This is a genomic window from Aeromonas sp. Y318-1 (genome assembly GCF_027706125.1).
Taxonomy (GTDB): Bacteria; Pseudomonadota; Gammaproteobacteria; order Enterobacterales; family Aeromonadaceae; genus Aeromonas; species Aeromonas hydrophila.
The window spans coordinates 48,001-71,104 of sequence record NZ_JAPDCM010000012.1 but is presented as its reverse complement, the minus strand read 5'-3'; the positions used below and the strand labels follow the sequence as shown (position 1 = coordinate 71,104).

Sequence of the window (23,104 nt, the reverse complement as noted above, 5' to 3'; positions counted from 1 at the left end):
CCATCATATTCCTCTCCACTTGGCTCTCAATCTCTCCTTGCCAACGCAGTGAGCAGGCTCACGTTTTGGCATGCTGTGGGCTAGCAGAAGGAATGAATTATCAAGGCGCGGGCGTGAGCCCTCGCCGTGATGTAAGGTTCAAGTCGACTCGTGCAGAGTGTTGGCATGGGCAAGCCAAGCCTCCTCGGTGACAATCTGCAGCGCATGTCCCTTCTCCTGCAGCAGCATGGCCTTTTCGATTTTTCTGCCATATGAGGAGAAACGCCAATCCCGTGAACTGAGCTCACCGATGATGAGGTAATCAAGTTTTTGTGTGACAGCGTCTTGGGGAGTTGCACCCAATAGCAGGGCTGTTTCCTCGCACTGCCGGCGTGTACCGGAAAGAAACATACCGGTAAAACAGACACTGCAACCATGCAAGGTATCGATCTCGGTATCGCTGATGGCCAGCTTGGTCGCCATACCCGTGACAACCCCTTGCTCGAAAGGATTGCCGACAAACAGCAGCAATTGTTGCTGCAACTCTTCCCTCTCTTCTTCAGTGATAACGCCATCCTGAAGGATCCGCTCCACGGTCTGATAAAGCTGCTTACCGGGATAGTGGGCTCGTAGCATGCTGTTTTGTTTCATCCACCAGTTCAGGTAGTGGATCTCATCATCAGAAAGCGTTTGGTCTCCCATCAAGCCCTGGCAGAGTCCCTCGAGTAACAACTTGTCTGACTCTTCTGAATAGAAGTCGACTCCGGGTAGATGGCGATAGGTTTCCATCAGGCGGGGAAGGGCGCTCATCAAGTGCAGCTTCTCTGCTTCACACAATTGCCCGTCTTGCAGGACGTCGGCCACCATCTCCCGCAGTTCACAAAAGATCCAGCCGTTGAGGCTGGCGCTCTCTTTGAGCCAGATGTCCAGATAGAGCATCTCCTGCTCATCGATGGCGCTGTCGGCCACGATACCATCCAAAATACCCATCAGATTGTTTAGCTGCTTGTCGCGGTTACGTGCCGCGTTGTAATTGGCCAATGGCTGGCCGTGACGATCCAATCCACTCATTGCATGATCCCTGGCTGGTTACGAAGAGAGGGGCATATGTTTTTGCCTGCGGTGACCCTGTGGCCACCTGCATTCCTCATGGCGCCATCATAGCTACGCGGGCTTCAATCAGACCAGAAGACTTATCTGCCATTAGTCACGCATGTGAGCTTTGTCGAGAATGCGGGGAGCTTGTCCCCGCATATGGTGAAGGCCGGCCCCTAGAAAATAATCCCGATCACCCGATCCAGCATCACCTCGAACGGGAACAGGGTGAACAGCAGCGGCACGAAGGGTATCAGGGTGGCCAGGATGAGCTGCATAAAAGTGTCCCGGCTAAAGGGCAGGGGGCGGATCTCCTTGACCACAGCGTAGGCATTGCCGAGATCGGCGAGGGACTGGATGTCGGCGGCTCCCAGCAGGGCTTCGCCATCCCGGTCTTGGCTGCGCAGCCAGCGACGCTCGAAATCGCGGGTGTATTCGGCCGCCAGGGCGCCGTATTCACGCATCCCCTGGCGTTTGGTGCGCATGATCTGACCTGCGAAAACGGTGAGCGGGGCGAGTACCAGCAACAGCCCCACGACCACCAGCAGGGCAATTTCCGGCTTGTAGGCGGTGAGCACGGCGCCATCGTGCAGGATGCGGTTGGCCACATAACCGGCCAGCTGGGCTCCGAAGGCGGTCAACAGTGGCGAGTAGGCATAGGCCGAGGCCCCGAGAAAGCCGAGGCCGGCATTGCGATCGGGATGGGTCGGGATCAGCGCGAGGGGCAGGCAGGAGAGCTGCCACAACAGCCGGCTCCAGATCAGGATGCGGTAGAGCCAGCGCAGCACCAGAAACTGGGTGATGGGGATGCTGATCCAGAAAAACCAGATGCCGGCGAAGGAGAGATGATCCTGACCGTCACTCTGGGTGACGTACCAGGTGGATGCATCGAGCACGAAGGTGTTGGTGCGGATGAAGTAGCCGCTGGAGAAGACAAACAGCAGCAGGGCGAGCTCGACGGCCACCGAGTTGCGCCATGCCATGGCGCTGCCTATGGCCTGATTAAAGCGTGGCAGCGAGGCGTCTGGCACCAGTTGGCGTTCAAGAAACTGGGCGATGATGCCCCGGATCCGCTGATGGACGATCAGCTCGGCAAAGACCAGCAGGGGCACGCAGATCAGAAAGCGGGCCTGGGACTCGATGTCCAGCAGGAATGGGACGGTGACCCCTTCAAGCAGGGTGCCTTCCCAGGCGCTGAGCAGCAGCAAGGGCAGCCAGCACAAGGCGCTCAGGGTGACGATGCGCAGCCTCAGGTGGGATGACACATTGCCGAGATGGGCGCGGCTCCACAGCTGATAGAGTGGGCCGCCCAGCACCAGAGAAAAGTTCTCCAGCGGCAGCGGGGAGGTGCTTTTGCCCCCGGTGGGTTGGTGTGATGACATGATGGCTCACCTTGCAGCAGAGACGGCGGGCGGGGCCGTGATCCTCCCTGCGCGGACGGCAAGCCGGGGCAGAGATGCCTGTGCGGGGTCTCGCCGGCCTCGCACTGTTAGGTATAGTGCCGGCGCCGCTGAAGGGGCAATGTGCCTTAAGCAAGGGGCTGCGCGAGAGGGGGCGGTTTGGCTCAGGATTGCTGCGGGGGCGTGATACCCATGCTGGCCAATACCCGGGCGGCGTTCTCCTCACATGGCATCTCGTCGGGTTTGGATTCCACCAGCCCGATCAGGGCCTGCAACTGCTGCTTGCTGTGGGCAAGTCTTGCCTCCAGCGCCTCGATGTCGCTCACCTTGGCCTTGAGCGCCGCCAGCAGCGGGGCATGTTGCCAGGTGCTGATATCCGCCGGCACCAGCTGCTTGATCTCGTCGAGGGAGAAGCCCGCCTGCTGCGCCAGGGCGATGATGGTCAGCAACTGCGCCGTCTCGGGCGGGTAGTCGCGATAGCCGTTGGCACCCCGCCGCACCTTGCTGAGCAGGCCTCTGGCTTCGTAGAAGCGGATGGCCGAGGCCGCCATGCCGGTCTGTCTGGCCAGTTCACCGATCTTCATCTTGTCTCCTGGGCTACGGGTTGGCGGCTCCGCCCACTGTCATGGACGAAGGGCGGGATCAAGGGGGATTCTAAGATTAAAGCCGACTTGAATGTCAACGGCCCTGAGCAAGGGGGGTCGGGTGGATAGCATTTCCCCTATCGCAACGGCATCCCGACAAAGGGGCTTGACCTTCAAGTCAGCTTCAAACTTATGGTGGGGCCCTCACTATGAGGAGATCGCCATGAACCCATTTACTCCCCTGACCCTGCCCAATGGCAGCCAGCTTATCAACCGTCTCGCCAAGGCAGCCATGGAAGAGAACATGGCCGACCGTGACCATGCCCCCTCAGAGGCGCTAATCCGCCTCTATCGTACCTGGGCAGAGGGTGGCGCCGGCCTCGTCATCACCGGCAATGTGATGGTGGACGGCCACGCCATGACGGGGCCGGGGGGCGTGGTACTCGACTCCGACGATCTCTCCCCGGCGCTGGCCGGGCGTTTCAGTGCCTGGGCCGAGGCGGCCAAGAGCGGGGGCGCCCAGATCTGGATGCAGATCAACCACCCCGGTCGCCAGATGCCCGCGGCGCTGGGGCAGCCCACCCTGGCCCCTTCCGCCGTACCCATGGCGCTCGGCCGTTTCTCGAGGCAGTTCTCTCCGCCCAGAGCCATGAGCGAGGCCGACATTGCCGAGGTGAAGGCGCGCTTCATCAACACGGCGCTGCTGGCACAGCGTGTCGGTTTTGACGGGGTGCAGATCCATGCCGCGCACGGCTATCTGCTGAGCCAGTTCCTCTCGCCACTCACCAACCAGCGCCGCGATCGTTGGGGCGGCAGCCTTGAGAATCGCGCGCGCTTGCTGCTGGAGATAGTTGAAGGGATCCGCCAGCAGGCGGGCAGCGGCTTCGCACTGTCGGTCAAGCTCAACTCCGCCGACTTTCAGCGTGGCGGCTTCAGCACCGAGGATGCAAAGGCGGTGGTGGAGATGCTCAACCCGCTCGAGGTGGATCTGGTGGAGCTCTCCGGCGGCAGTTACGAGGCGCCCGCCATGCACGGCCAGGCCCGCGATGGTCGGACTCTGGCGCGGGAGGCCTATTTTCTGGAGTTCGCTCGGGAGATCGTCTCTGTTGCCCATATGCCCGTGATGGTGACCGGGGGAATTCGCCGCTACCCGGTGGTGGAGCAGGTGCTTGGCAGCGGGGTGGCGGTCGCCGGCATGGCCACTGCGCTGGCAATCGCCCCGGATCTGCCCGCCAGATGGCACCGTGAGCAGGCGGCAAGTGCCGAGCTCCGGCCCATCCCCTGGCGCAACAAGGTGCTGGCCTCGGTAGGTTATATGGCGATGGTGAAATACCAGCTGCGGCGGCTGGGGCGCGGCCAGCCGAGCCGCCCCAAGATCGCACCCGCCTTGGCGCTGGCCTGCCAGCAGTGGCAGACCCTGCTTGGCAACGCCCGCTATCGACGCTGGATCAAGGCGCAGGAAAAGTGAAGAGGGGGCTTGCCACCCAGCGAACTCAGGCCGATGCCCGCTTTTGCAGGCTGGGGATGATGAGATGGCGGGTGGGGGCGAGTTCGGGTTGCTGCAATCGGGTCAGCAGGCGCAGGGCGGCCTGGCGGCCGATGTCACGGGCCGGCGAGCTGACGAAGGTGAGGGCGGGGAAGGTGAGTTCGGCCTCCGCCACATCGTCAAAGCCGAGCAGGGCCACCTGCTGGCCGACGTAGTTGTCCTTGCCCACGCTGCGCCCGCTCGCCTCGACGCCGTAGATGGCGCCGAGGGCCACCTCCGGGTAGTGGCAGAGCACCGCGGTCACTTTGGGGTGCCGGTGCAGCAGCTGGGCGATGGTGTCGGCGGCGCTGCGCTGGGTGCGCTCGCACTCCAGTACCCACTCAGGTTTGAAGGGCAGGCCGTATTGCAGCAGGCTGGCGCAGTAGCCGCCGATGCGCTCGGCGCGGGTGAGGGAGTCCGCCCGCCCGCCGACGTAGGCGATATGGCGGTGACCCTGCTCGATGAGATAGGTGGTGGCCTGCTGGGCGGCGTGGGTGTTGTCCGGGCCGATAAAGTCCACGTCGTCCCGATAGTAGGAACGGGCGGCGCACACCAGCGGCAGCGCCGAGCCAAACAGATTCTCCAGCGGCTTGGCGGCGGCGCCGCGCACCGGGTTGAAGATGATGCCCGCCACCCCCTGGCGCGACAGGGACTGGATGCTCTGCTGCAACCGCTCGGGGCTGTGGCCGCACTGGGTCAGAAACAGCAGATAGCCCTGCTGCTCCAGCACCTCGCTCACCCCGGCGGTCACCTCGGTATAGAAGGGGTCGGTGATGTCGCGCAGGATCAGCCCCACCAGGTTGGACTGCTGGCTGCGCAGGTTGGCGGCGGCGCTGTTGGGCACGTAGTCTAGCTCCCTGATCGCCTGCTGCACCCGCTCGGCGGTGGCCGGCGAGATACGCCCCTTGCCGCGCAGCACCATGGAGACGGTGGTGACCGAGACCCCGGCCAGCCGGGCCACGTCGGTGATCTTGGGGTTGTTGGCGAGCAGCGGTTTGGGCGACATAGGCAGGCGGTGGCGATCAAGGCGAAGAGACGAGGTGCACAGCATACCCGCTTGGGTTGCCGAGTGAAACGTTACATCCCGCGCCCATGGATCTGCCTCACAAATTTGAGGAACAGCGTCCAGCAGGGCGGTTGAACTGTGATCCTGTCGGCACTTGTGAGTTGATAAAACGTTTTATCATCCAGCAAAACCAGATACGGCTCACCGTCGCCATCCGTCAGGAACGGTACCGGGCAGGCGTATCGAATGACCCTCACCTCACAAGGATCTGACACATGGCCAAGTCCCCCGCCAAATCCACCGTCTGGGAGTTCCTGCAGAGCCTCGGCAAGACCTTCATGCTGCCGGTCGCCCTGCTGGCCTTCTCGGGCATTCTGCTCGGTGTCGGCAGCTCGCTCACCAGCGATGCGGTCAAGCAGAGCATGCCCTTCCTCGACAATACCGTGCTGCAACTGCTGTTCCTCTGGATGACCAAGGTCGGGCTGGTGGCCTTTATCTACCTGCCGGTGATGTTCGCGGTGGCCATTCCGCTGGGTCTGGCACGGGAAGAGAAGGGGGTGGCGGCCTTTGCCGGTTTCGTCGGCTATGCGGCGCTCAATCTCTCCATCAACTTCTACCTCACGGTGGCCAACGTCATCGGTGACGGGGCGGCGGAGAAGGCCTACGGGGTGAAATCCATCCTCGGCATCAGCTCCATCGACACCGGCATTCTGGGGGCCATCATCGTCGGGGTGATCGTCGCCAAGCTGCATGCCCGTTTCTACACCTACCAGATGCCCGATGCACTCGCCTTCTTCGGCGGCGCCCGCTTCGTGCCCATCATTACCGCCATCGTGCTGGGGGTGGTCGGTCTGGTGGTGCCTCTGGTCTGGCCCTGGTTTGCCGCCGGCATCAACGGCATCGGGACGCTCATCTCCCACGCCGGCCCCTTCGGCCCCTTCCTGTTCGGTACCGGCGAGCGGCTGCTGCTGCCGCTCGGCCTGCACCACATTCTGGTGGCGCTCATTCGCTTTACCGAGGCGGGCGGCACGTCGCTGGTGTGCGGCAACGAGGTGAGCGGCGCGCTCAACATCTTCTACGCCGAACTCTCTTGCGCCGACACCACCCAGTTCTCGGTGTCGGCCACCTCCTTCCTCTCTCAGGGCAAGATGCCGGCTTTCCTCGGCGGCCTGCCGGGGGCGGCGCTCGCCATGTATCACTGCGCCCGCCCGGAAAATCGCGGCAAGATCAAGGCGCTGCTGGTCTCCGGTGTAGTGGCCTGCGTCATCGGTGGCATCACGGAGCCGCTGGAGTTCCTGTTCCTGTTCGTGGCGCCGGTACTCTACGTCATTCACGCTATCCTGACCGGGCTCGGCTTTATGACCATGGGGCTGCTCGGCGTCACCATCGGCAACACCGACGGCAACCTCATCGATTTTCTGGTGTTCGGCGTGCTGCAGGGCACCGCCACCAAGTGGTATCTGGTACCGGTCGCAGCCGCCATCTGGTTTGCCATCTACTACGGGGTGTTTCGCTTCGCCATCGTGCGCTTCAACCTCAAAACCCCTGGCCGTGAAAAAGAGAGCCGCGAGATTGAAGCCAGCGAGGCTGCCCAGCCCGCGGGCAAGAAGGCAGGCAACAGCGGCTATAACGGCGAGGTGATCCTGAACGCCTTGGGCGGCGCCGACAACATTCTGGCGCTCGATAACTGCATCACTCGCCTGCGGATGTCGGTGCAGGACATGAGCCGGGTCGATGACAAGGTATTGAAGGCGAACGGCGCCATCGGGGTGATCAAGCTCGACGAGCACAACCTGCAGGTGGTGATCGGGCCTCAGGTCCATCTGGTGAAAAACCAGCTGCAGAGCCTGATGGGGGCCTGATCCGGCCCTCTGTTACCCTACCTCGGGGGCGCCATGCCCCCTTGTTCATTGCTGTTTTACTGGTGAGAAAGAGATGCCCAATACCGACTCCTTTGATTTTGATCGCGTCGTCGATCGCCACGGCACCTACTGCACCCAGTGGGACTATGTGGCTGACCGTTTTGGCCACGCCGACCTGCTCCCCTTTACCATCTCCGACATGGATGTCGAGACAGCCCCCTGCATTCGCTCAGCCCTGGCCAAGCGCCTTGAGCACGGGGTCTTTGGCTACAGCCGCTGGAATCACGACGACTTCAAGGGGGCGGTGAGCAACTGGTTCGCCAGCCGTTACGGGGCGCAGCTCGACCCAGCCGACCTGGTCTACGGCCCTTCGGTCATCTACATCATCGCCCAGCTGGTGAGCCTCTGGTCAGCGCCGGGCGAAGGCGTGCTGGTGCATACCCCCGCCTACGACGCCTTCGGCAATATGCTGGCCGCCAACGACAGGGTGCTGCTGCCTTGCCCGCTCAAAAAAACAGAGGGGAGTTACCAGATCGACTGGGCCTGCTTTGAGCAGCAAGCCGCTCGCCCCGATTGTCGGATTTTGCTGCTCTGCAGCCCCCACAACCCCACCGGCCGGGTCTGGACGCGGGATGAACTCGGCCGGATGGCCGCCATCTGCCAGCGGAACGGAGTCAAGGTCATCTCGGACGACATCCATATGGATGTGAGCTTTGCCCGCTACCTGCCGTGGAGCGAGGTGGCAGAGGACGAGAGCTGGGCGCTGGTGAGCTCGGGCTCCAAATCCTTCAATATTCCGGCTCTTGGCGGCGCCTACGCCTTTATTGCCAACGCCGAGGTGCGGGCCGGCTATCTGCAGCGGCTCAAGGCGGCCCACGGCCTCTCATCGCCCCCCATTCTCGGGGTGCTGGCCCATATCAGCGCCTATCGGGACGGCGGTGCCTGGCTCGATGCCCTTAAACGCTATCTGCATGACAACCTGACCCAGGTGGCGGCGCGGCTCAATGCAGTCTTCCCCGCCATCGACTATCGGGTGCCCGAGGGGACCTATCTCGCCTGGATTGACTTGAGCGGCCTTGGCATCGACAACACCGAACGGATGGATGCGCTGCAAACCTTGCTGGTGGAAAAATACCGGGTCGCCATCATGCGCGGCGACACCTATGGCCCCGAAGGCACAGGCTATCTTCGCCTTAACGTCGGCTGCCCTCGCTCAAAAGTAGATAAAGGCCTCGACGCCTTGATAAGCGCACTGCAAGAACTGCTGGCCAGATAGCGCGCCGCCGCCCTTGGGCGGCGGTTGCTATTTCGAGGCGGCCTTGTCAGGCCGATAGCGGGTCTCTTCTATCTGATCGAAGCGCAGGATCAGGGTATCACCCCCCTTGAGGCGATAAGCGCAGTGGGAAGCGTTGCAGGCGATGCGAATATGGGGCTCATCCCCCAGCAGAGGAGACTGACTATGGGCCTCAGTCTGCGGCCATTTGTCTTGTTCTAACTGGTCTATCTGTTTTTGGGCAAGTTCTTCGCCCATGGGTTTGAGATGTTCAGAGGCAATGATGACCAGCAAGGGAGGGACGATGAAAATAGCGAGTTTGAAAATAGAACTCTGCAACCAGATCATGATGTTGAAGGTTAAGGGGGCCGGGTAGTTATTGGCGATTTTTCCTCCCTTTAGTACCAGAGGGGTTAGGACAAAGAAACGGATCACCCACCAAGAGAGAGTCAGACGCCACCTCATAGTAAACAACATGGCAAAGAGAGTAAGAAAAAGCGTTCCTAGCGCAGCGATTACTGGGACTACGTAGGGTAAAAGCAGCTGGATAAGCAGATAGAAACCGGTAAAAAGTGTGTTGTCGGCGGGTGGAGAAAACTCCGTTGAGTCCAGTCTGAATTGCCCCAGGTAACCTTGGTAATAGCGCATTCCCACAAAGTACACAGTCGCCGTCATTAAGGGGATCAGAGCGCATAGAATACCGACGAATCCCAGTATGCCTCCTTTCTCTTCTTCCTCATTTTTTGCTGCCCGCAGTTCTTGCAAATGTTTTTTAAGCCAACGTCTGCGCAGGGTGTTCAGATCCAGATCTGGTGTCATCAAATCCCTTCGTGCTGTTTGGGTCTGGTAGTGATGAAGGTTAAGCCGTCAAGGAGGAGGCGTACAGTAATGGCATGGCGGCGGCATTCTGTCAGAGAATGGCGCGGCTGCGAAACAGCACCTTGCCGCAGGCCAGGCAGGTGTGGCGCAAACGGTAATCGCCGGCGCCGGTCAGCGGGCTGAACAGCACCTTGTGCGAACCGCAGGCACAGCAACTGGCGTTTTCGCTATCGTCGGTGGTGCATTCGGGATGGCGGGCGAGGTACTCGGGCAGGGTGGGCAGTTTGTCCCAGTCGGGTTGGGTCACCGCGCGATTCTTGAGAATGATGCCGGCGGTCACCAGACCCGCCAGGGTGAGCAGTACGTCCGTCAATTCCATGTTTTGCAAGGCTCCGTCCAGGTGCGGTCGCCAAGCCGGCGAAGGCACAATATGACTCCTATCTTATCGATCCTGAGGGTGAAGTCGCTATCCCCGTTCGGGCGCCAGATGAAGAAGGACTGCTGTTATCTGATACCGGGATAAAAAGAAGGGGCCCTTGGCCCCTTCTGTCGTAGGTATTCTCAAGTGCCGTTGTCAGGCCACCTGGCGCCCCGGCTGGGTGCGGGCCAGCAGCCCTTCCGGGTTGTGGATGGCCTCCCGGGTCTTGACGTCGATGACCTCGATATGGGCGAAGCGCTCCTTGTTCTTTATGGCCACATCGTGGGCAAAGATCACGCAGCGGGCGTTGGCCACGTCCTTGGCGCTGATGCGATTGATGATGCCGTTGGCGCCCTGGGTTTCCACTTTCAGCTTGATGCCAGCCTTGGCGGCCGCTTTTTGCAGGCTCTTGGCGGCCAGGAAGGTGTGGGCCACGCCGGAGGGGCAGGCGGTGATGGCCAGCACCTCGGCTTCCCCTTCCGCCTCGATGATCTGGTATTCCTCCTGGCGCTCGTTGCTCTCTTCGGTGTCGCTGACCGGCTTTTTCAGCAGGTTGACGATAAGGGCCGTGGTCAGGGCGCCGAGCAGGGTGCCGAGGATATAGCCCATCTTGCCCTCCACCACCGGCAGCACGATCCAGCCGCCCCAGGGGGCGTGGTTGATGCTGTGCATCATGAAGCCGGTGATGTTGCCGACGATGCCGCCAGCGACGATGGCCGGGATGACCCGCACCGGGTCGGCGGCGGCAAACGGAATGGCCCCCTCGCTGATGCCGATCATGCCCATGATGGCGGCTGCCTTGCCCGCTTCACGCTCCTCTTTCTTGTAGCGACGCGGTGAGAGCAGGGTCGCCAGCGCCATGCCGAGCGGCGGCACGCAGATGGCGATGCCGACCCCGCCCATCAGCCAGGGTTGGGTGTTGACCTGGGTCTGGGCGAACAGGGTGGCCACCTTGTTGATGGGGCCGCCCATGTCAAAGGCGGTCATGCCACCGAGGATGGCCCCCAGCATCACCTTGCCCGAGCCCGCCATGCCGGAGAGCCAGTGGTTCATCCCTTCCATCATGGCGGCGATGGGGGCGCCGATCACCCACATCACGATGCCGCACACCAGGAAGGTGCCGATGAGCGGATAGATGAAGATGGAGCCGAGCGAACTCATGGAGTCCGGCAGCTTGATGCGTTTGAGCTGGTTGACGATGAGGCCGGCGATAAAGCCCACCAGGATGGCGCCGAGAAAACCGGTGTGAAACTGCTGCACTGCAATCCAGGAGCCGATCATGCCGGGGGCCAGGCCCGGTTTGTCTGCCATGGAGTAGGCGATGTAGCCGCCCAGCACGGCGGTAAACAGGGTGAGCCCGGCGATGCCCATGTCGGCCATGTCCTTGAGCACGCCCTCCTCGGGCACGGCGCCCTTGCCGCTGATCATCACCGACAGCGACAGCAAGACGCCCCCCGCGACGATGAAGGGGATCATGTGGGAGGTGCCAAACAGCAAGTGCTGTTTGAGGGTGTTGAGCTGGGCTTTGATGCCGCGCTCCTGCGGCTCCGCCGGCTGGGTGGGTTGCGGCTGAGGGGCGGCAGGGGCTACGGACGGCCCTGCTGCGGCCAGCAAGGCGAGTACCTCGGCGCGGCTGGTGGCTGCCTGCATGCTGGCGATGAAACCGGGTTCCAGCAGTTTGGTGGATAGCTCGGCCAGCACCTCGATATGGTGGTTGGCGCCGCCCGCCGGGGAGGCAATCATGAAGAACAGCTTGGAGGGCTCGCCATCTTCGGCGCCGTAGTCGATGCCCTGGCGGCTGATGCCGACCACGATGGCGGGTTCTCGCACCGCCTCGCTCTTGGCGTGGGGCAGGGCGACCCCCTGCTCGAAACCGGTGTTGTCCAGCTCCTCCCGCGCCCAGAGGTCGCGGACAAACTGATCCTGACTGGCTATCTTGCCGCTGGCCTTGAGCCTGGCGGCCAGTTCGACAAACAGCGCCTGCTTGTCGCGGGCCGCAAGATCGAGGCAGATCAATCCTTCATCTATCAGGGTGGTGAGCATGGTTCTCTCCTGGCTGGTGCCGTCCGAATGGAAGTGGTCCTGTTGAAACTGTGGTGCAACGGGTTGACCTGCCTATTGTTTCTCCCAAGTGCCTCGGCCGAAATCGGACATATGTGCCCTTTACTGGATTTTTGTGCCGACGGTGCCTGCCTGTGACCCTGCTCGCATTTTGTCCTGCCTGAATGAACGATCTCATTTTTATAGAAATACATTTTAAAACAGAAGGTTATTTTTAATCCGAGTACGACTGATGACCAATAAGTGGTGAGCCTGAATGCTGTCGGCAGACGACGGGATGGAGATTTGTGCGCTCGAGCAGGCGAGAAAATTGTGAGCCGGTCGGCAAAAGTGGTGGCCTGGCTTTGGGGGATGCTCATGGTGGCGGGGTGGCAGGAAACGCAAGAATGAGGGGATGAAAAATCAGTGCATAATCGGCCGATTGAAAAGGGTGTGCAGATTTGTAGTGATGTGCATTTAACTATTTGATAATTAATGTTTTGTATTTTATTGGTCAGAGCGGAAAGAGGCGGTTTTGACCTCCTTTTGATGGCCTTCCGGGAGACGTTTAATCATTTTTTAGATTGCTTTTTGCATATCCAATCGTTTATTTAGTTGGACAGTTTTGGCAAACCGGAAGTCAAACCTGATGAACCGACAGGCCAACGCCCTTGATGCGGAGTGTGCCGTCAACCCGTTTTACTTGTCATGTTCACCCAGATGTAAGGAGACATCCCGATGGAAAAACTGGTCCAAGAGATCGACACCATGCGCGAAGAGTTCAAGCAACAGGAGCGCAAACAGGCCCACGACAAATGGCAGGCCAGGGTCGAAGAGCTGCAGCAGATCCGCGCTGAAGAACCTCAGCCGGAGGCAGTGGAGGAGTGACCCCGTGGCCAGCCCGGCGCTGAGGCGCGCGGCCCGGCAGAATGCAAAACCCCCGCCAGCACGGCGGGGGTTTTTTATTGCGGCTCGATGGCGTTGTGGCTCTGCCATTGGCGCAGGCGCTGCTTGAGCGAGCCGTCGCCGGGCGGAATGAAGTCATCCATCAGGTAGCAGCGATTGTCGCCGCTCTTTTGAAAATGAAGGCTGACCGTCTGCGGCTCTTTCTGGCTGTCGGAGAGGGCGAACAGATACTGCATCCTGACCGTTACTCCTTGCTCTTGTGCGTTGGCCAGGGTGAAGCTGACGGGTTCGCTTACCTCGCCATCCTGGGCATTGATCCAGGGGTCGGCATCGATGGCGCACACCTCGCCGTCGGCGTTGCAGGCGGCCTCGCTGCTCAGCACGGCGAAGAAGTCGGGGGTGAGCAGCGCCTTGAGCGGCGCCGGGTCGGCGTAATAGAAATCCTTGTGCTCGCTCCAGAACGCCTTGGCCAGCCTGAGCGCCACTTCCTTGTCACAGGCGGCATGCACCGGGCTGCCCAGCAGCGCCAGCAGTAAAACGGATAGTCCGCAGTAGCCTTTCATGATGTTCTTCCTGAACGGGGGCCGGGTGACCGTGGTGGCCTCGGCGAGGGTCAAGGCGCAGTGATAGCCAGACGGGCATGATAGCCAACCCGGCAGAGGACGACAGCAGGATCTGATGAATTTATGCCGCACATCAAGAAATTTGTCGGCAGAAGGCAGGGCGGCGTAGTGGCTGAGACCGTCAAAAAACAAGGGCCATCCTGGATGGCCCTTGTGGTCGTGGGTCGATTTGAATCGGCTTAGCAGCGGTTGCCGGCGCGGGCGACCCGGCCCTCGGCCAGCAGCTGGTAGCGGCCGGTGGCGGCCGGGATGAAGGCGGACTGCCCCTTCTCGAGGCGCAGGGTGTCGTCACCGCGCTTGAGGATCACGGCCTCGTCGATGGCAAACAGGATCTCGGCGCTGGTGGTGGTGAGCTGGTGCTCGCCCGCCGGATAGACGCTGAAGGTGAAGTCCGGTACCGGCACCTCGAAGTGCTGCACCGCCCCTTCCATGCGGGGGGCCAGCAGGATCTGGTCGTCCGGCTTGGGCAAGCAGCGGGTGCAGGCCAACAGCTCTGCCACGTCTATGTACTTGGGAGTGAGCCCGGCGCGCAGCACGTTGTCGGAGTTTGCCATGATCTCGAGGCCAGTGCCGCGCACATAGGCGTGCGGGGTGCAGGCGTCCAGATACATTGCCTGACCGGGCTGCAGGGTCACCACGTTGAGCAAGAGCGGCGAGAACAGCCCCACATCCCCCGGGTATTGGGCGGCCAGGCTGGTGACGAGGGCGAAGGTCTCTTCATCCTGATGGGCGGCGGCAAAGGCCAGCAGGCCCGCCAGTGCCTCCTCCTTGCGCGCTCCTTCCAGCACCAGCAGCTGGTGGAAGAAGTGCTGCAGACCCGCTTCGTTCTGGCTGGCGGCGAGGGCGGCGACCAGCTCGGCAAGGGCGGGCAGCTTGACCCGCTCGAACAGCGCCAGGATGGCCGGGATGGCGCGAAAGCCGTTCATCGCCTGATAGGGGGTGAGGGCAAACACCAGCTCGGGCTTGTGGTTGGGATCCTTGTAGTTGCGATTGGCGGCCTTGGGCGGGATGCCGGCGGCCTCTTCCTTGGCAAAGCCCGCTTCGGCCTGCGCCTTGCTCGGGTGCACCTGAATGGAGAGGGCCTTCTCGGCGCACAGCACCTTGAACAGGAACGGCAGGTTGCCAAAACGGGTCTGGGTGGCCTCGCCCAGCACGGCGGCGGGGGCGCTCTTTATCAGGGTCGAGAGCTTTTGTGCCTGTCCGGCCAGCACTACCTCGGAGCAGCCGTTGGGGTGGGCACCCATCCACAGTTCGGCCTGGGGCTTGCCCGCCGGATTGGGGATGCCGAACAGGGTGGTGAGGGCGTCATGGCTGCCCCAGTCGTAGCCTTGAATCGGATTTTGCATTGACAAAAAAGAGGGCAGATCGCGACTGCTCATAAGGGATGCCTCATTTGGTGTGCAGAAAATCGGGTGCAGAAAAGGGTGGCATTGCTGCCGTGGACCGGACTATAACATGGGCGGTCGCGGGCACCGCAACCGCTTGCCTCTCTCTTGATCAGGATCAGCATGTCTCTTGTCTTCAGCCAGTTGCTCGATGGCGCCCTCCACGAGCAGGCCCCCTTCGACCAGATCTGGTTCGCCCAGGATCAGGGGGTGCCGCCCGGTTTCAGCTATCAGGTCAACTTTCCCCGCCTCGAGCTGGTGTTCAGCGGCGAGTACCGCAACCAGATCTGGGACAGGGAGCAGGGCTGCCAGGAGATCTGCATCGCCCCGGGGCAGGCGCTCTACATCCCTCCCAACGGCTGGAACAAGCCGCTCTGGACCACCGACTGCTCGGTGCTGAGCCTGCTGTTCGGCAAGCGTCAGCTGGGCTTCAGTCTGGTGAGCAAGCGGCGGGAAGACCCCGATTTCTTTGACGTGCAAAAGCACAGCATCATGGCCCGGGCCGGCCATGTGAACGAACACATACTGGCGGTGCTCAACGTGCTGACCGAGGATCCCGCTCGCTCCCCCACCGACAATCACCTGCTGCAGGCGCTGCTCACCAGCGTGCGCCAGCTGCTGGCCGAGTCCACCTTCGAGCGGCCGCGGGGGGCTGAGCTGTTTCACGGGATCTGCATCTATATCCAGGAGAACTTTCACCGCCCCATCAGCCGGGATTCGATCGCCCATCGCTTCAACGTCTCGGTCAGCCACCTGTCGCATCTGTTTCGCGAGCAGGGGCACATGCGCCTGGCCGATTACATCAGCTGGGTGCGCATCGATCGGGCCAAGTTCATGCTCAAGAAATACCGCTTTCGCCTCGAAGAGGTGGCCAGCCGCTGTGGTTACAGCGATGTGAACTATTTTTGCCGGGTGTTCAAGCAGAAGACCGGGCTGACCCCCTCCCAGTACCGGGCACTCAGCCAGCCGCAGGGGCTGGCGGGATAAGCAGGGATGCTGCTGGAGCCTGTCCGAGTCAGGCTCCGGCGGGGCTGCTTCGGATCCGGAGCAGGCAGAAGGGACGCATTGTGATCCAGTGCGCGACTATGGGCTGACATGCGTGCTCGCCATTTGATTCTGCAAATGGATGGGCTTAAGATGGCCGCGCGCAACTTACAGATTGATAACAAACGGAAGTTAGGAGATGCCGATGGAAAGCAAAGTAGTTATCCCGACCCAGGGCCAGAAAATCACAGTCGATGCCAACGGCAAGCTGCAGGTTCCCAACCATCCGATCATTCCGTTTATCGAAGGGGATGGCATCGGTGTGGACGTGACCCCGGCCATGTTGAATGTGGTGAATGCCGCGGTCGAGAAAGCCTACAAAGGCGAGCGCAAGATCGCCTGGATGGAGATCTACACCGGCGAGAAGTCGACTCATGTCTATGGCGAAGGTGCCTGGCTGCCGGCCGAAACCCTGGATTTCATTCGTGAATACTGCGTGGCCATCAAGGGCCCGCTGACCACCCCGGTCGGCGGCGGTATTCGCTCCCTCAACGTGGCCCTGCGCCAGGAGCTGGATCTCTACATCTGCCTGCGTCCGGTTCGTTACTACGAGGGCACCCCGAGCCCGGTCAAGCGTCCTGATCTGACCGACATGGTGATCTTCCGCGAGAACGCCGAAGACATCTACGCCGGCATCGAGTGGAAAGCCGACAGCGACGAAGCCAAGAAGGTGATCGCCTTCCTGCAAAACGAGATGGGCGTGAAGAAGATTCGCTTCCCCGAGACCTGCGGCATCGGCATCAAGCCCATGTCCAAGGCCGGTACCGAGCGTCTGGTCCGTGCCGCCATCGAGTATGCCATCGACAACGATCGCGACTCCGTGACCCTGGTGCACAAGGGCAACATCATGAAGTTCACCGAAGGTGCCTTCAAGGATTGGGGCTATGCCCTGGCCCAGAAAGAGTACGATGCCCAGCTCATCGACGGCGGCCCCTGGTGCTCCTTCAAGAACCCGAAAACCGGCAAGACCATCGTGGTCAAGGACGTCATCGCCGACGCCTTCCTGCAACAGATCCTGCTGCGCCCGGCCGAGTATGACGTCATCGCCTGCATGAACTTGAACGGTGACTACATCTCCGACGCGCTGGCGGCCCAGGTGGGCGGCATCGGCATCGCACCGGGTGCCAACATCGGTGACGGCGTGGCCCTGTTCGAAGCGACCCACGGCACCGCGCCGAAATACGCCGGTCAGGACAAGGTCAACCCGGGTTCCCTCATCCTCTCCGCCGAGATGATGCTGCGCCACATGGGCTGGGTTGAGGCGGCCGACCTCATCATCAAGGGGATGGAAGCGGCGATCCGCAACAAGACCGTCACCTATGACTTCGAGCGTCTGATGGAAGGCGCCACCCTGCGCTCCTGCTCCCAGTTCGCCCAGGATATGGTCGACCAGATGTAATACGGGTCACTGAAATGCAAAACCGGCGCCATGAGCGCCGGTTTTTTTATGGGTGATGGGCGGGTGCCGAGGGGGGCACCCAATGGGTCAGGTGGTTTTTTCCACGTGCTGCTGGTAGATCTGCTGCCACTTGCTGAACTCGGCCTCGTCTCCCTGGGCCTGCCAGAACTCGCAGATGGAGCTGGCGAGTTCGGATGCCATGGCGTGATCCCCATCGCGGCGACTCATCAGATATTGTCCCAGCCAGCTTTGATATTGTTTCATTGCCCGATCTCCTTATCTCGTGTGTCTTGCTGACCGCCGCCAGGCTTTGTGCCGGACGGGGCCATCAGGCCACGGTTTTTCTGCATGCCCGTGATGGTTGTGATCGACGGATTGGGTCGCGATCTCGCCGGATCAGGGCGCCAACGTGGGTGCAGATGTCAAAAAACGGCCACTATCGTATCACAAAATAACCAGCTTGGGGGGATTGTCGGCAATTCAGGGTGTCCAGCTGTCTGGCCGTCTGGCTTACAAGGGGGCGAACAGCGGCGCCATCTTGCTGATCCCACACGAGAAAAACCCGCCAGTCTGGCGGGTTTTATGGCTGAAAAAAAGATCAGCGGCGGGCGCTGGCCAGGTACTTTTCCATCTCCTCGGCGGGCACCATGCCGCCGCCAGTGGCCCATACCAGGTGGGTGGCCCGAGCCATTTTTGCTGCATCCAGCCCCTGACCGGCCTGCCACTCAAGGTTGGCCGCGACGCGCCACGGGCCTGCCATGCCGGCCAGGGCAGAAGGTTCGAGCTTGATCTGCTCAGCGCGGGCCAAGAGTCCGAGCAGGTCATACATCTCCTGATCGCTAAGGGTGTAGAAACCTGCCAGCAGCCGCTCCATGGCGCGGCCGACAAAGCCGGAAGCGCGCCCCACGGCGAGGCCGTCGGCCGCAGTGAGGTTGTCGATGCCAAGGTCTTGCACCGCAATGGCATCGTGCAAGCCGGTGTGGACCCCGAGCAGCATGCAGGGGGAGTGGGTCGGCTCGGCGAACAGGCAGTGAACGTGGTCACCGAACGCGAGCTTGAGGCCAAAGGCCACCCCGCCGGGGCCGCCACCGACGCCGCAAGGCAGGTAGACAAACAGCGGATGGTCGGCGTCCACCACAATCCCCATTTCATCAAACTGCTTTTTCACCCGCTCACCGGCTACCGCGTAGCCGAGGAACAGGGTGCGTGAGTTCTCGTCATCGATGAAGAAGCAGGCGGGATCGCGCTCGGCCTCCTTGCGGCCCTGCTCCACCGCGACCCCGTAATCCTCGGCGTATTCCACCACGATGGCACCATGTTCGCGCAACTTGCGCTTCTTCCACTCCCGCGCATCAGCCGACATGTGGACGGTGACGCGAAAGCCGAGGCGAGCGCTCATGATGCCGATGGACATGCCGAGGTTGCCGGTGGAGCCCACCGCAATGCTGTACTGGCCGAAGAAGTGGCGGAACTCGTCCGTGAACAGCTTGCGATAGTCGTCCTCTTCGCAGAGCAGACCGGCCTTGATGGCCAGCTGCTCGGCATGGGTCAGCACCTCGTAGATGCCGCCGCGTGCCTTGATGGAGCCGGAGATGGGCAGATGGCTGTCTTTTTTGAGCAGCAGCCTGCCGCTCACCTCGACCCCGTAACGGGCATTCAGGGTGTGCTGCATGGCCGGGATGGCAGCGATGTCGGATTCGAGAATGCCCTTGCTGGCGCGGGTCTCGGGGAAGGCTTCACACAGGTAGGGGGCGAAGCGGGCCAGGCGGGCGGAGGCATCCGCCACATCGCTGCCATCGAGCCCCACATAGGGAAGACCTTCCACCAGGGTGGTGGCCTTGGGGTTGAACCAGCTGACCGGCTCCAGCGCGATCAGGGATTGCAGCAGTGGAAACTGCTGGGTGAGTTGTGATACATCGATGTGTTTCATGGTGTTCTCGGCCTCGTTACACGATACAGGAGAGCAGGAAAGTGCCGGCCAGCGCCATCAGGGAGGCGACAAAGGTGGCGGTAGTGTAGTACTTGAGCGTTTCGTTCAGGGTGGCGCCGCAATACTGCTTGACCAGCCAGAACAGGGAGTCGGTCACCATGGTGCAGCCAATGGCACCGGAGCCGATGGCGAGCGTCATGATCTCCGGGCTGATGTTCGGGTAGTGCACCATGATGGGGGAGATGATGGCGGTAGCCCCCATCATGGCGACGGTGGCGGAGCCCACGGCGGCGTGCAGCACGATGGCCACCAGCCAGGCCAGCAGGATGGGATGCATGTCGAGCTGGGAGAGAATGGTGGCCAGGCCGTCCCCAAGGCCACTGGCCTTGAGTACCCCGTTGAAGGCGCCGCCGGCACCGATGATCAGCAGTATGTTGGCGATGGAGGAGAAACACTGCTCGGTCTGGTCCAGCAGCCCTTCCATCTGCATGCGCCGGCGGATCCCCAGCACGTAGTAGGCGGTGAAGGCGGCGATGAACATGGCGGTGATGGGGTTGCCGATAAACTCCAGCAGGGTATAGAGGTGGCTGGCGTGATCCATGTTGAGCTCAGCTACCGTCTTGACCAGCATCAACAGGATAGGCAGCAGCACGGTGAAGAGAGAGGCGCCCAAGGTCGGCAGCTCGTCCTCGCTGCGGGCCTGGATGTCGGCAAAGGCGGTAGGCACCTCCTTGAACGGTACCCGCTTGCCCAGCAGCTTCAGAAACAGCGGGCCGCCTACCAGCGAGGCAAACAACCCGACCGCGAGGCCATAGACGATGACGGATCCCACATCGGCACCCAGCTGATTGGTGACATAGAGGGCGGCGGGGTGGGGTGGCACTATGCAGTGCACGGCCATCAGGGCGGTACAGAGCGGAATGGCCAGGGTCAGCAGCGAGGTGTTGGTCTTGCGGGCGATGGAGAAGGCCAGCGGAATGAGCAGCACCACACCCACCTCCACAAACAGGGTGATACCGCATACCAGCCCGACCAGCACCATGGTCACCTGGGGCGACAGCCAGCGGCACTGCTGCAGGGCGAGGCCGATGCGCTCGGCGGCGCCCGACACTTCCATCATCTTGCCGAGTATGGTGCCAAGGCCGATGACGGCGGCCAGAAAGCCCAGCGTGCCGCCGATGCCTTCCTCCATAGCGTTGACCATCTTGAGCGGGTTCATCCCCATCAGGGCGCCCACATAGAAGCTCGCCAGCAGCAGGGCGAGGAAGGGGTGGACCTTGCCCTTCACTATGGTGACGACGATCAGCAGTATGCTGGTCAGCAGGGTTCCGACGATCCACATTTCTGAATTCATGGCGTGCCTCTGTCATGGGAATGATGTTGGCGCTATTGAATGAAAATGCAGGTTCCCTGACAAATGATGAAATCGGCAGCTTGGGTGAGCTGGGTTGATGCAAAGGTGCCACATTCATCACATTTATGGTGTGAAGGTGGTTTTGCGTGGTGTGAGCTGATGCAGCGGGCCACTTTTTCGGTATCATCGGTGCCGGTTTTGCAAGGGGGGGCATATGTACGGCGAAGAGAACTATGTGGCGAGAAGCAGTGTTGCGGGAAACAAGCTGCTCAACGGCTATCAGCTGGCCAGGCTGCACACCTTCGAAGCGGCAGCCAGACACGGCTCCTTTGCGCTGGCGGCCGACGAGCTGGCGCTCAGCCCGAGCGCGGTGAGCCACCGGATAAGCGCCCTGGAGGAGGATCTCGGCTTCAAGCTGTTCCAGCGCTTTCACCGCAAGGTGGCGCTGACGGCAGACGGGCAGCGGGTGTTCTGGGCGCTCAAGTCATCGCTGGAGTTCATCAACCAGGAGATCCTGGAGATCCGCCATCAGGAGCTGTCGGGCACCCTGACCGTCTACTCGCGCCCCTCTATCGCCCAGTGCTGGCTGGTGCCGCGACTGGCGGATTTCTCCCGCCTGCATCCCCAGATCGAGCTCAACATCATGACCGGCAACGAGAACATCAACCTGCATGGTTACGGCATCGATCTCACCCTCTATTTCGACGACAAGACGCCTGCGCGGCTCGCCATCCATCCGCTGATGGACGAGTACATGGTGCCGGTGTGCAGCCCTGAGTATGCCGAACAGCACGGGCTGCTCGGCAACCCGGCCAACCTGGCGCACTGCCGCCTGCTCCATGATCGGCAAGCCTGGGGCCATGACTCCGACGGCGACGAGTGGTCCAGTTGGGCCGAGCAGTCCGGCGTGTCGCTTTCGGCATGCAGGGCCAGCATGGGGTTTGATCGCTCCGATCTTGCCATCATCGCCGCCATGAATCACGCCGGGATCGCCATGGGACGCCAGAACCTGGTGAGCAAGCGGCTGGCACGGCGCGAGCTGGTGGCCCCCTTCCCGGACATGGCGGTGCGCTGCGCCCAGCGCTACTACATCGCCACCCTGCCCAATTGCCAGAACCCCAAGGCGCAAGCCTTCATCGACTGGGCCTGCCAGCAGGCGCGGGTCTGAGCCAGCCCTTGCGCAAACAGGCTAGCGAGGCTGTGCCAGGGCACGTTCCACATAGAGATAGCCAATCCCCATCACCTGCTGGGCGCGGCTGAGCTGGCCAAAGCGGATGTGGGTGGCGTTGACGGCGTCGCTGCAGTCGAACGGGTTGGCACCGGTCTGATGGATGATGGTCTGCAGCCACTCCTCGCCAAAACCGCAGCTGCGGCCATAGAGCCAGATACGGTTGATGTTGAGGATGTTGAGGAAGTTGTAGAGGCTCAGACCAATGGCGCGGGCACCCTCATCCACCATGGCCCGGATCATGGGATCCCCCTGCTGGTAACGTGCCAGCAACTGGGCTGTGCCGACACGCCTCTCCGCCAGCGCAGCGAGATCCACCCCCTGCTGCTTGAGAAAGACCCTGGCCCGCTTCTTGATGGCCGAGAGGGAGGCGACCGTCTCCAGACAGCCGTAACGGCCGCAGGCACAAGCGCTGCCATCCGGGTTGATGATGGTGTGGCCGATTTGGCCGCTACCAAACAGGGCTCCCCGGTAGATCTGGCCGTTGATGATGAAGGCTGAACCGATGCCGTAATCGACGTTGATGACGCAAAAATCGCCGACGTTTTCCTCCTCCTGCCACTTCTGGGCCAGCGCCAGCATGATGCAGTCGTTGTCCACTATCACCTCGCAGCCGAGGCGCTCCTCCAGCAGATATTTGAGCTCGACCGGCGCGTGCCAAGGGGCCTGGGGCATGGTCTGTGATACCCCGCTGGCCGGGTTGACCTGACCGTGTACCGCGATGGCCAGCCGGATCGCCAGCCCCTTGTGGCGGCGCTTGTGCTGGTAGTAGCAGGCCTCGATCAGGCGCAGCAGCTCGTCCGGGGTTTGCGGCGCAATTTTCTGGCCGGCGTAGTCGTCGAGAGGGGTGATCAGGTTGTCCACCAGAATGCTCTCCAGACTGGTGGGGCTGATATTGAGGCAGAGGATTGCCCCCTGACCGCTGGCGATGCGGTAGCTGCCGCCATTGATGCCGCGCTGGGAGAGGTTCTGGTCGCTGTGGCTGATGGCCCCCTCGGCCACCAGCTCGTCGAGGATCTTGCTGACCGCCGGAATGGAGAGCTCGCAATGGCGCGCCAGGGTGGACTTGCTCGCTTCCTTGAGCTGATAGAGCAGGGCCAACAGCACCTGCTTGTTGTGGTGGCGTACCTTCTGGTTGTTCAACCCTGTGCTCATCACTTCACTAAACTCCGCTTACTATATTGCGTGATCTTTAGGCAATTAATGGTGGTTTAACCATTCTAATCTGGTCTCA

The 23,104-nt window shown here is 61.6% G+C and carries 20 protein-coding genes; 7 read left to right on the top strand and 13 right to left on the bottom strand.

Features of this window, described 5'->3' with window-relative positions:
* Positions 1–138: 138 nt before the first annotated feature.
* The 3 genes from OKB87_RS17610 to OKB87_RS17600 all read right to left on the bottom strand — a co-directional run bounded on the left by OKB87_RS17610 (position 139) and on the right by OKB87_RS17600 (position 3,058).
* Positions 139–1,050: a BRCT domain-containing protein gene (locus tag OKB87_RS17610; RefSeq protein WP_252410976.1), complete on the bottom strand. Its 912-nt coding sequence runs from the start codon at positions 1,048–1,050 to the stop codon at positions 139–141.
* Between the two features lie 200 nt (positions 1,051–1,250).
* The gene (locus tag OKB87_RS17605) at positions 1,251–2,456 is read right to left on the bottom strand and encodes a hypothetical protein (RefSeq protein ID WP_077097133.1); all 1,206 of its coding nucleotides are present in this window, start codon (positions 2,454–2,456) and stop codon (positions 1,251–1,253) included.
* A gap of 182 nt (positions 2,457–2,638) precedes the next feature.
* A complete protein-coding gene (locus tag OKB87_RS17600; protein ID WP_077097132.1) occupies positions 2,639–3,058 on the bottom strand; it encodes a MerR family transcriptional regulator in 420 nt (139 codons plus the stop codon).
* 223 nt (positions 3,059–3,281) lie between these two features.
* Here OKB87_RS17600 and OKB87_RS17595 point away from each other — a divergent pair, with 223 nt between their 5' ends.
* Entirely contained in the window at positions 3,282–4,526 is a 1,245-nt protein-coding gene (locus tag OKB87_RS17595; protein ID WP_077097130.1) for an NADH:flavin oxidoreductase/NADH oxidase family protein, read from the top strand.
* Positions 4,527–4,551: 25 nt separating this feature from the next.
* On the opposite strand, the gene OKB87_RS17590 is transcribed toward OKB87_RS17595, so the two are convergent.
* Entirely contained in the window at positions 4,552–5,589 is a 1,038-nt protein-coding gene (locus tag OKB87_RS17590) for a Mal regulon transcriptional regulator MalI (protein WP_270828151.1), read from the bottom strand.
* 275 nt (positions 5,590–5,864) lie between these two features.
* On the opposite strand from OKB87_RS17590, the gene malX reads away from it, so the two are divergent.
* Together malX and OKB87_RS17580 are read left to right on the top strand one after the other, a co-directional pair.
* The gene (malX, locus tag OKB87_RS17585; RefSeq protein WP_044799549.1) at positions 5,865–7,451 is read left to right on the top strand and encodes a maltose/glucose-specific PTS transporter subunit IIBC; all 1,587 of its coding nucleotides are present in this window, start codon (positions 5,865–5,867) and stop codon (positions 7,449–7,451) included.
* Between the two features lie 73 nt (positions 7,452–7,524).
* Positions 7,525–8,727 carry a MalY/PatB family protein gene (locus OKB87_RS17580; protein ID WP_270828149.1) on the top strand — a complete coding sequence of 401 codons (1,203 nt, stop codon included), beginning with the start codon at positions 7,525–7,527 and terminating at the stop codon, positions 8,725–8,727.
* Between the two features lie 27 nt (positions 8,728–8,754).
* Here the strand turns inward: OKB87_RS17580 and OKB87_RS17575 are convergent, their stop codons facing one another.
* The 3 genes from OKB87_RS17575 to OKB87_RS17565 form a co-directional block, all read right to left on the bottom strand.
* Complete coding sequence (locus OKB87_RS17575; RefSeq protein WP_270828147.1) at positions 8,755–9,543, bottom strand: hypothetical protein; 789 nt, start codon at positions 9,541–9,543, stop codon at positions 8,755–8,757.
* A gap of 91 nt (positions 9,544–9,634) precedes the next feature.
* A complete protein-coding gene (locus OKB87_RS17570; protein WP_270828145.1) occupies positions 9,635–9,922 on the bottom strand; it encodes a hypothetical protein in 288 nt (95 codons plus the stop codon).
* Between the two features lie 195 nt (positions 9,923–10,117).
* Complete coding sequence (locus OKB87_RS17565; protein ID WP_270828143.1) at positions 10,118–12,004, bottom strand: PTS fructose transporter subunit EIIC; 1,887 nt, start codon at positions 12,002–12,004, stop codon at positions 10,118–10,120.
* A 735-nt stretch (positions 12,005–12,739) separates the two neighbouring features.
* Here OKB87_RS17565 and OKB87_RS17560 point away from each other — a divergent pair.
* A complete protein-coding gene (locus tag OKB87_RS17560) occupies positions 12,740–12,889 on the top strand; it encodes a hypothetical protein (RefSeq protein ID WP_011705333.1) in 150 nt (49 codons plus the stop codon).
* A gap of 74 nt (positions 12,890–12,963) precedes the next feature.
* On the opposite strand, the gene OKB87_RS17555 is transcribed toward OKB87_RS17560, so the two are convergent.
* Both OKB87_RS17555 and manA read right to left on the bottom strand, forming a co-directional pair.
* Positions 12,964–13,470, bottom strand: coding sequence for a hypothetical protein (locus OKB87_RS17555; protein ID WP_270828140.1), 507 nt, complete (start codon positions 13,468–13,470; stop codon positions 12,964–12,966).
* Between the two features lie 239 nt (positions 13,471–13,709).
* Complete coding sequence (manA, locus tag OKB87_RS17550; protein WP_270828139.1) at positions 13,710–14,909, bottom strand: mannose-6-phosphate isomerase, class I; 1,200 nt, start codon at positions 14,907–14,909, stop codon at positions 13,710–13,712.
* A gap of 129 nt (positions 14,910–15,038) precedes the next feature.
* Between manA and OKB87_RS17545 the strand changes: the two genes are divergently transcribed.
* Positions 15,039–15,902, top strand: a complete 864-nt coding sequence (locus tag OKB87_RS17545; RefSeq protein WP_270828137.1) for a helix-turn-helix transcriptional regulator — start codon at positions 15,039–15,041, stop codon at positions 15,900–15,902.
* Positions 15,903–16,104: 202 nt separating this feature from the next.
* Positions 16,105–17,358, top strand: a complete 1,254-nt coding sequence (icd, locus tag OKB87_RS17540; protein WP_017786499.1) for an NADP-dependent isocitrate dehydrogenase — start codon at positions 16,105–16,107, stop codon at positions 17,356–17,358.
* An 87-nt stretch (positions 17,359–17,445) separates the two neighbouring features.
* On the opposite strand, the gene OKB87_RS17535 is transcribed toward icd, so the two are convergent.
* The 3 genes from OKB87_RS17535 to dsdX all read right to left on the bottom strand — a co-directional run bounded on the left by OKB87_RS17535 (position 17,446) and on the right by dsdX (position 20,642).
* On the bottom strand, positions 17,446–17,622 hold the full coding sequence (locus tag OKB87_RS17535; protein ID WP_011705338.1) for a hypothetical protein: 177 nt from the start codon (positions 17,620–17,622) through the stop codon (positions 17,446–17,448).
* Positions 17,623–17,956: 334 nt separating this feature from the next.
* On the bottom strand, positions 17,957–19,288 hold the full coding sequence (locus tag OKB87_RS17530) for a D-serine ammonia-lyase (protein WP_270828135.1): 1,332 nt from the start codon (positions 19,286–19,288) through the stop codon (positions 17,957–17,959).
* A gap of 16 nt (positions 19,289–19,304) precedes the next feature.
* The gene (dsdX, locus tag OKB87_RS17525) at positions 19,305–20,642 is read right to left on the bottom strand and encodes a D-serine transporter DsdX (RefSeq protein ID WP_270828134.1); all 1,338 of its coding nucleotides are present in this window, start codon (positions 20,640–20,642) and stop codon (positions 19,305–19,307) included.
* Between the two features lie 214 nt (positions 20,643–20,856).
* Between dsdX and dsdC the strand changes: the two genes are divergently transcribed.
* Positions 20,857–21,810, top strand: coding sequence for a DNA-binding transcriptional regulator DsdC (dsdC, locus tag OKB87_RS17520; protein ID WP_270828132.1), 954 nt, complete (start codon positions 20,857–20,859; stop codon positions 21,808–21,810).
* A gap of 21 nt (positions 21,811–21,831) precedes the next feature.
* Here dsdC and OKB87_RS17515 read toward each other — a convergent pair whose 3' ends face one another.
* Positions 21,832–23,025: an ROK family transcriptional regulator gene (locus OKB87_RS17515; RefSeq protein ID WP_270828130.1), complete on the bottom strand. Its 1,194-nt coding sequence runs from the start codon at positions 23,023–23,025 to the stop codon at positions 21,832–21,834.
* Positions 23,026–23,104: the final 79 nt, after the last annotated feature.

Coding starts and splice junctions, on each gene's coding strand:
- OKB87_RS17610 (WP_252410976.1), bottom strand. CDS start 1,050: ATGAGTGGATTGGATCGTCACGGCCAGCCATTGGCCAATTACAACGCG.
- OKB87_RS17605 (WP_077097133.1), bottom strand. CDS start 2,456: ATGTCATCACACCAACCCACCGGGGGCAAAAGCACCTCCCCGCTGCCG.
- OKB87_RS17600 (WP_077097132.1), bottom strand. CDS start 3,058: ATGAAGATCGGTGAACTGGCCAGACAGACCGGCATGGCGGCCTCGGCC.
- OKB87_RS17595 (WP_077097130.1), top strand. CDS start 3,282: ATGAACCCATTTACTCCCCTGACCCTGCCCAATGGCAGCCAGCTTATC.
- OKB87_RS17590 (WP_270828151.1), bottom strand. CDS start 5,589: ATGTCGCCCAAACCGCTGCTCGCCAACAACCCCAAGATCACCGACGTG.
- malX (WP_044799549.1), top strand. CDS start 5,865: ATGGCCAAGTCCCCCGCCAAATCCACCGTCTGGGAGTTCCTGCAGAGC.
- OKB87_RS17580 (WP_270828149.1), top strand. CDS start 7,525: ATGCCCAATACCGACTCCTTTGATTTTGATCGCGTCGTCGATCGCCAC.
- OKB87_RS17575 (WP_270828147.1), bottom strand. CDS start 9,543: ATGACACCAGATCTGGATCTGAACACCCTGCGCAGACGTTGGCTTAAA.
- OKB87_RS17570 (WP_270828145.1), bottom strand. CDS start 9,922: ATGGAATTGACGGACGTACTGCTCACCCTGGCGGGTCTGGTGACCGCC.
- OKB87_RS17565 (WP_270828143.1), bottom strand. CDS start 12,004: ATGCTCACCACCCTGATAGATGAAGGATTGATCTGCCTCGATCTTGCG.
- OKB87_RS17560 (WP_011705333.1), top strand. CDS start 12,740: ATGGAAAAACTGGTCCAAGAGATCGACACCATGCGCGAAGAGTTCAAG.
- OKB87_RS17555 (WP_270828140.1), bottom strand. CDS start 13,470: ATGAAAGGCTACTGCGGACTATCCGTTTTACTGCTGGCGCTGCTGGGC.
- manA (WP_270828139.1), bottom strand. CDS start 14,909: ATGAGCAGTCGCGATCTGCCCTCTTTTTTGTCAATGCAAAATCCGATT.
- OKB87_RS17545 (WP_270828137.1), top strand. CDS start 15,039: ATGTCTCTTGTCTTCAGCCAGTTGCTCGATGGCGCCCTCCACGAGCAG.
- icd (WP_017786499.1), top strand. CDS start 16,105: ATGGAAAGCAAAGTAGTTATCCCGACCCAGGGCCAGAAAATCACAGTC.
- OKB87_RS17535 (WP_011705338.1), bottom strand. CDS start 17,622: ATGAAACAATATCAAAGCTGGCTGGGACAATATCTGATGAGTCGCCGC.
- OKB87_RS17530 (WP_270828135.1), bottom strand. CDS start 19,288: ATGAAACACATCGATGTATCACAACTCACCCAGCAGTTTCCACTGCTG.
- dsdX (WP_270828134.1), bottom strand. CDS start 20,642: ATGAATTCAGAAATGTGGATCGTCGGAACCCTGCTGACCAGCATACTG.
- dsdC (WP_270828132.1), top strand. CDS start 20,857: ATGTACGGCGAAGAGAACTATGTGGCGAGAAGCAGTGTTGCGGGAAAC.
- OKB87_RS17515 (WP_270828130.1), bottom strand. CDS start 23,025: ATGAGCACAGGGTTGAACAACCAGAAGGTACGCCACCACAACAAGCAG.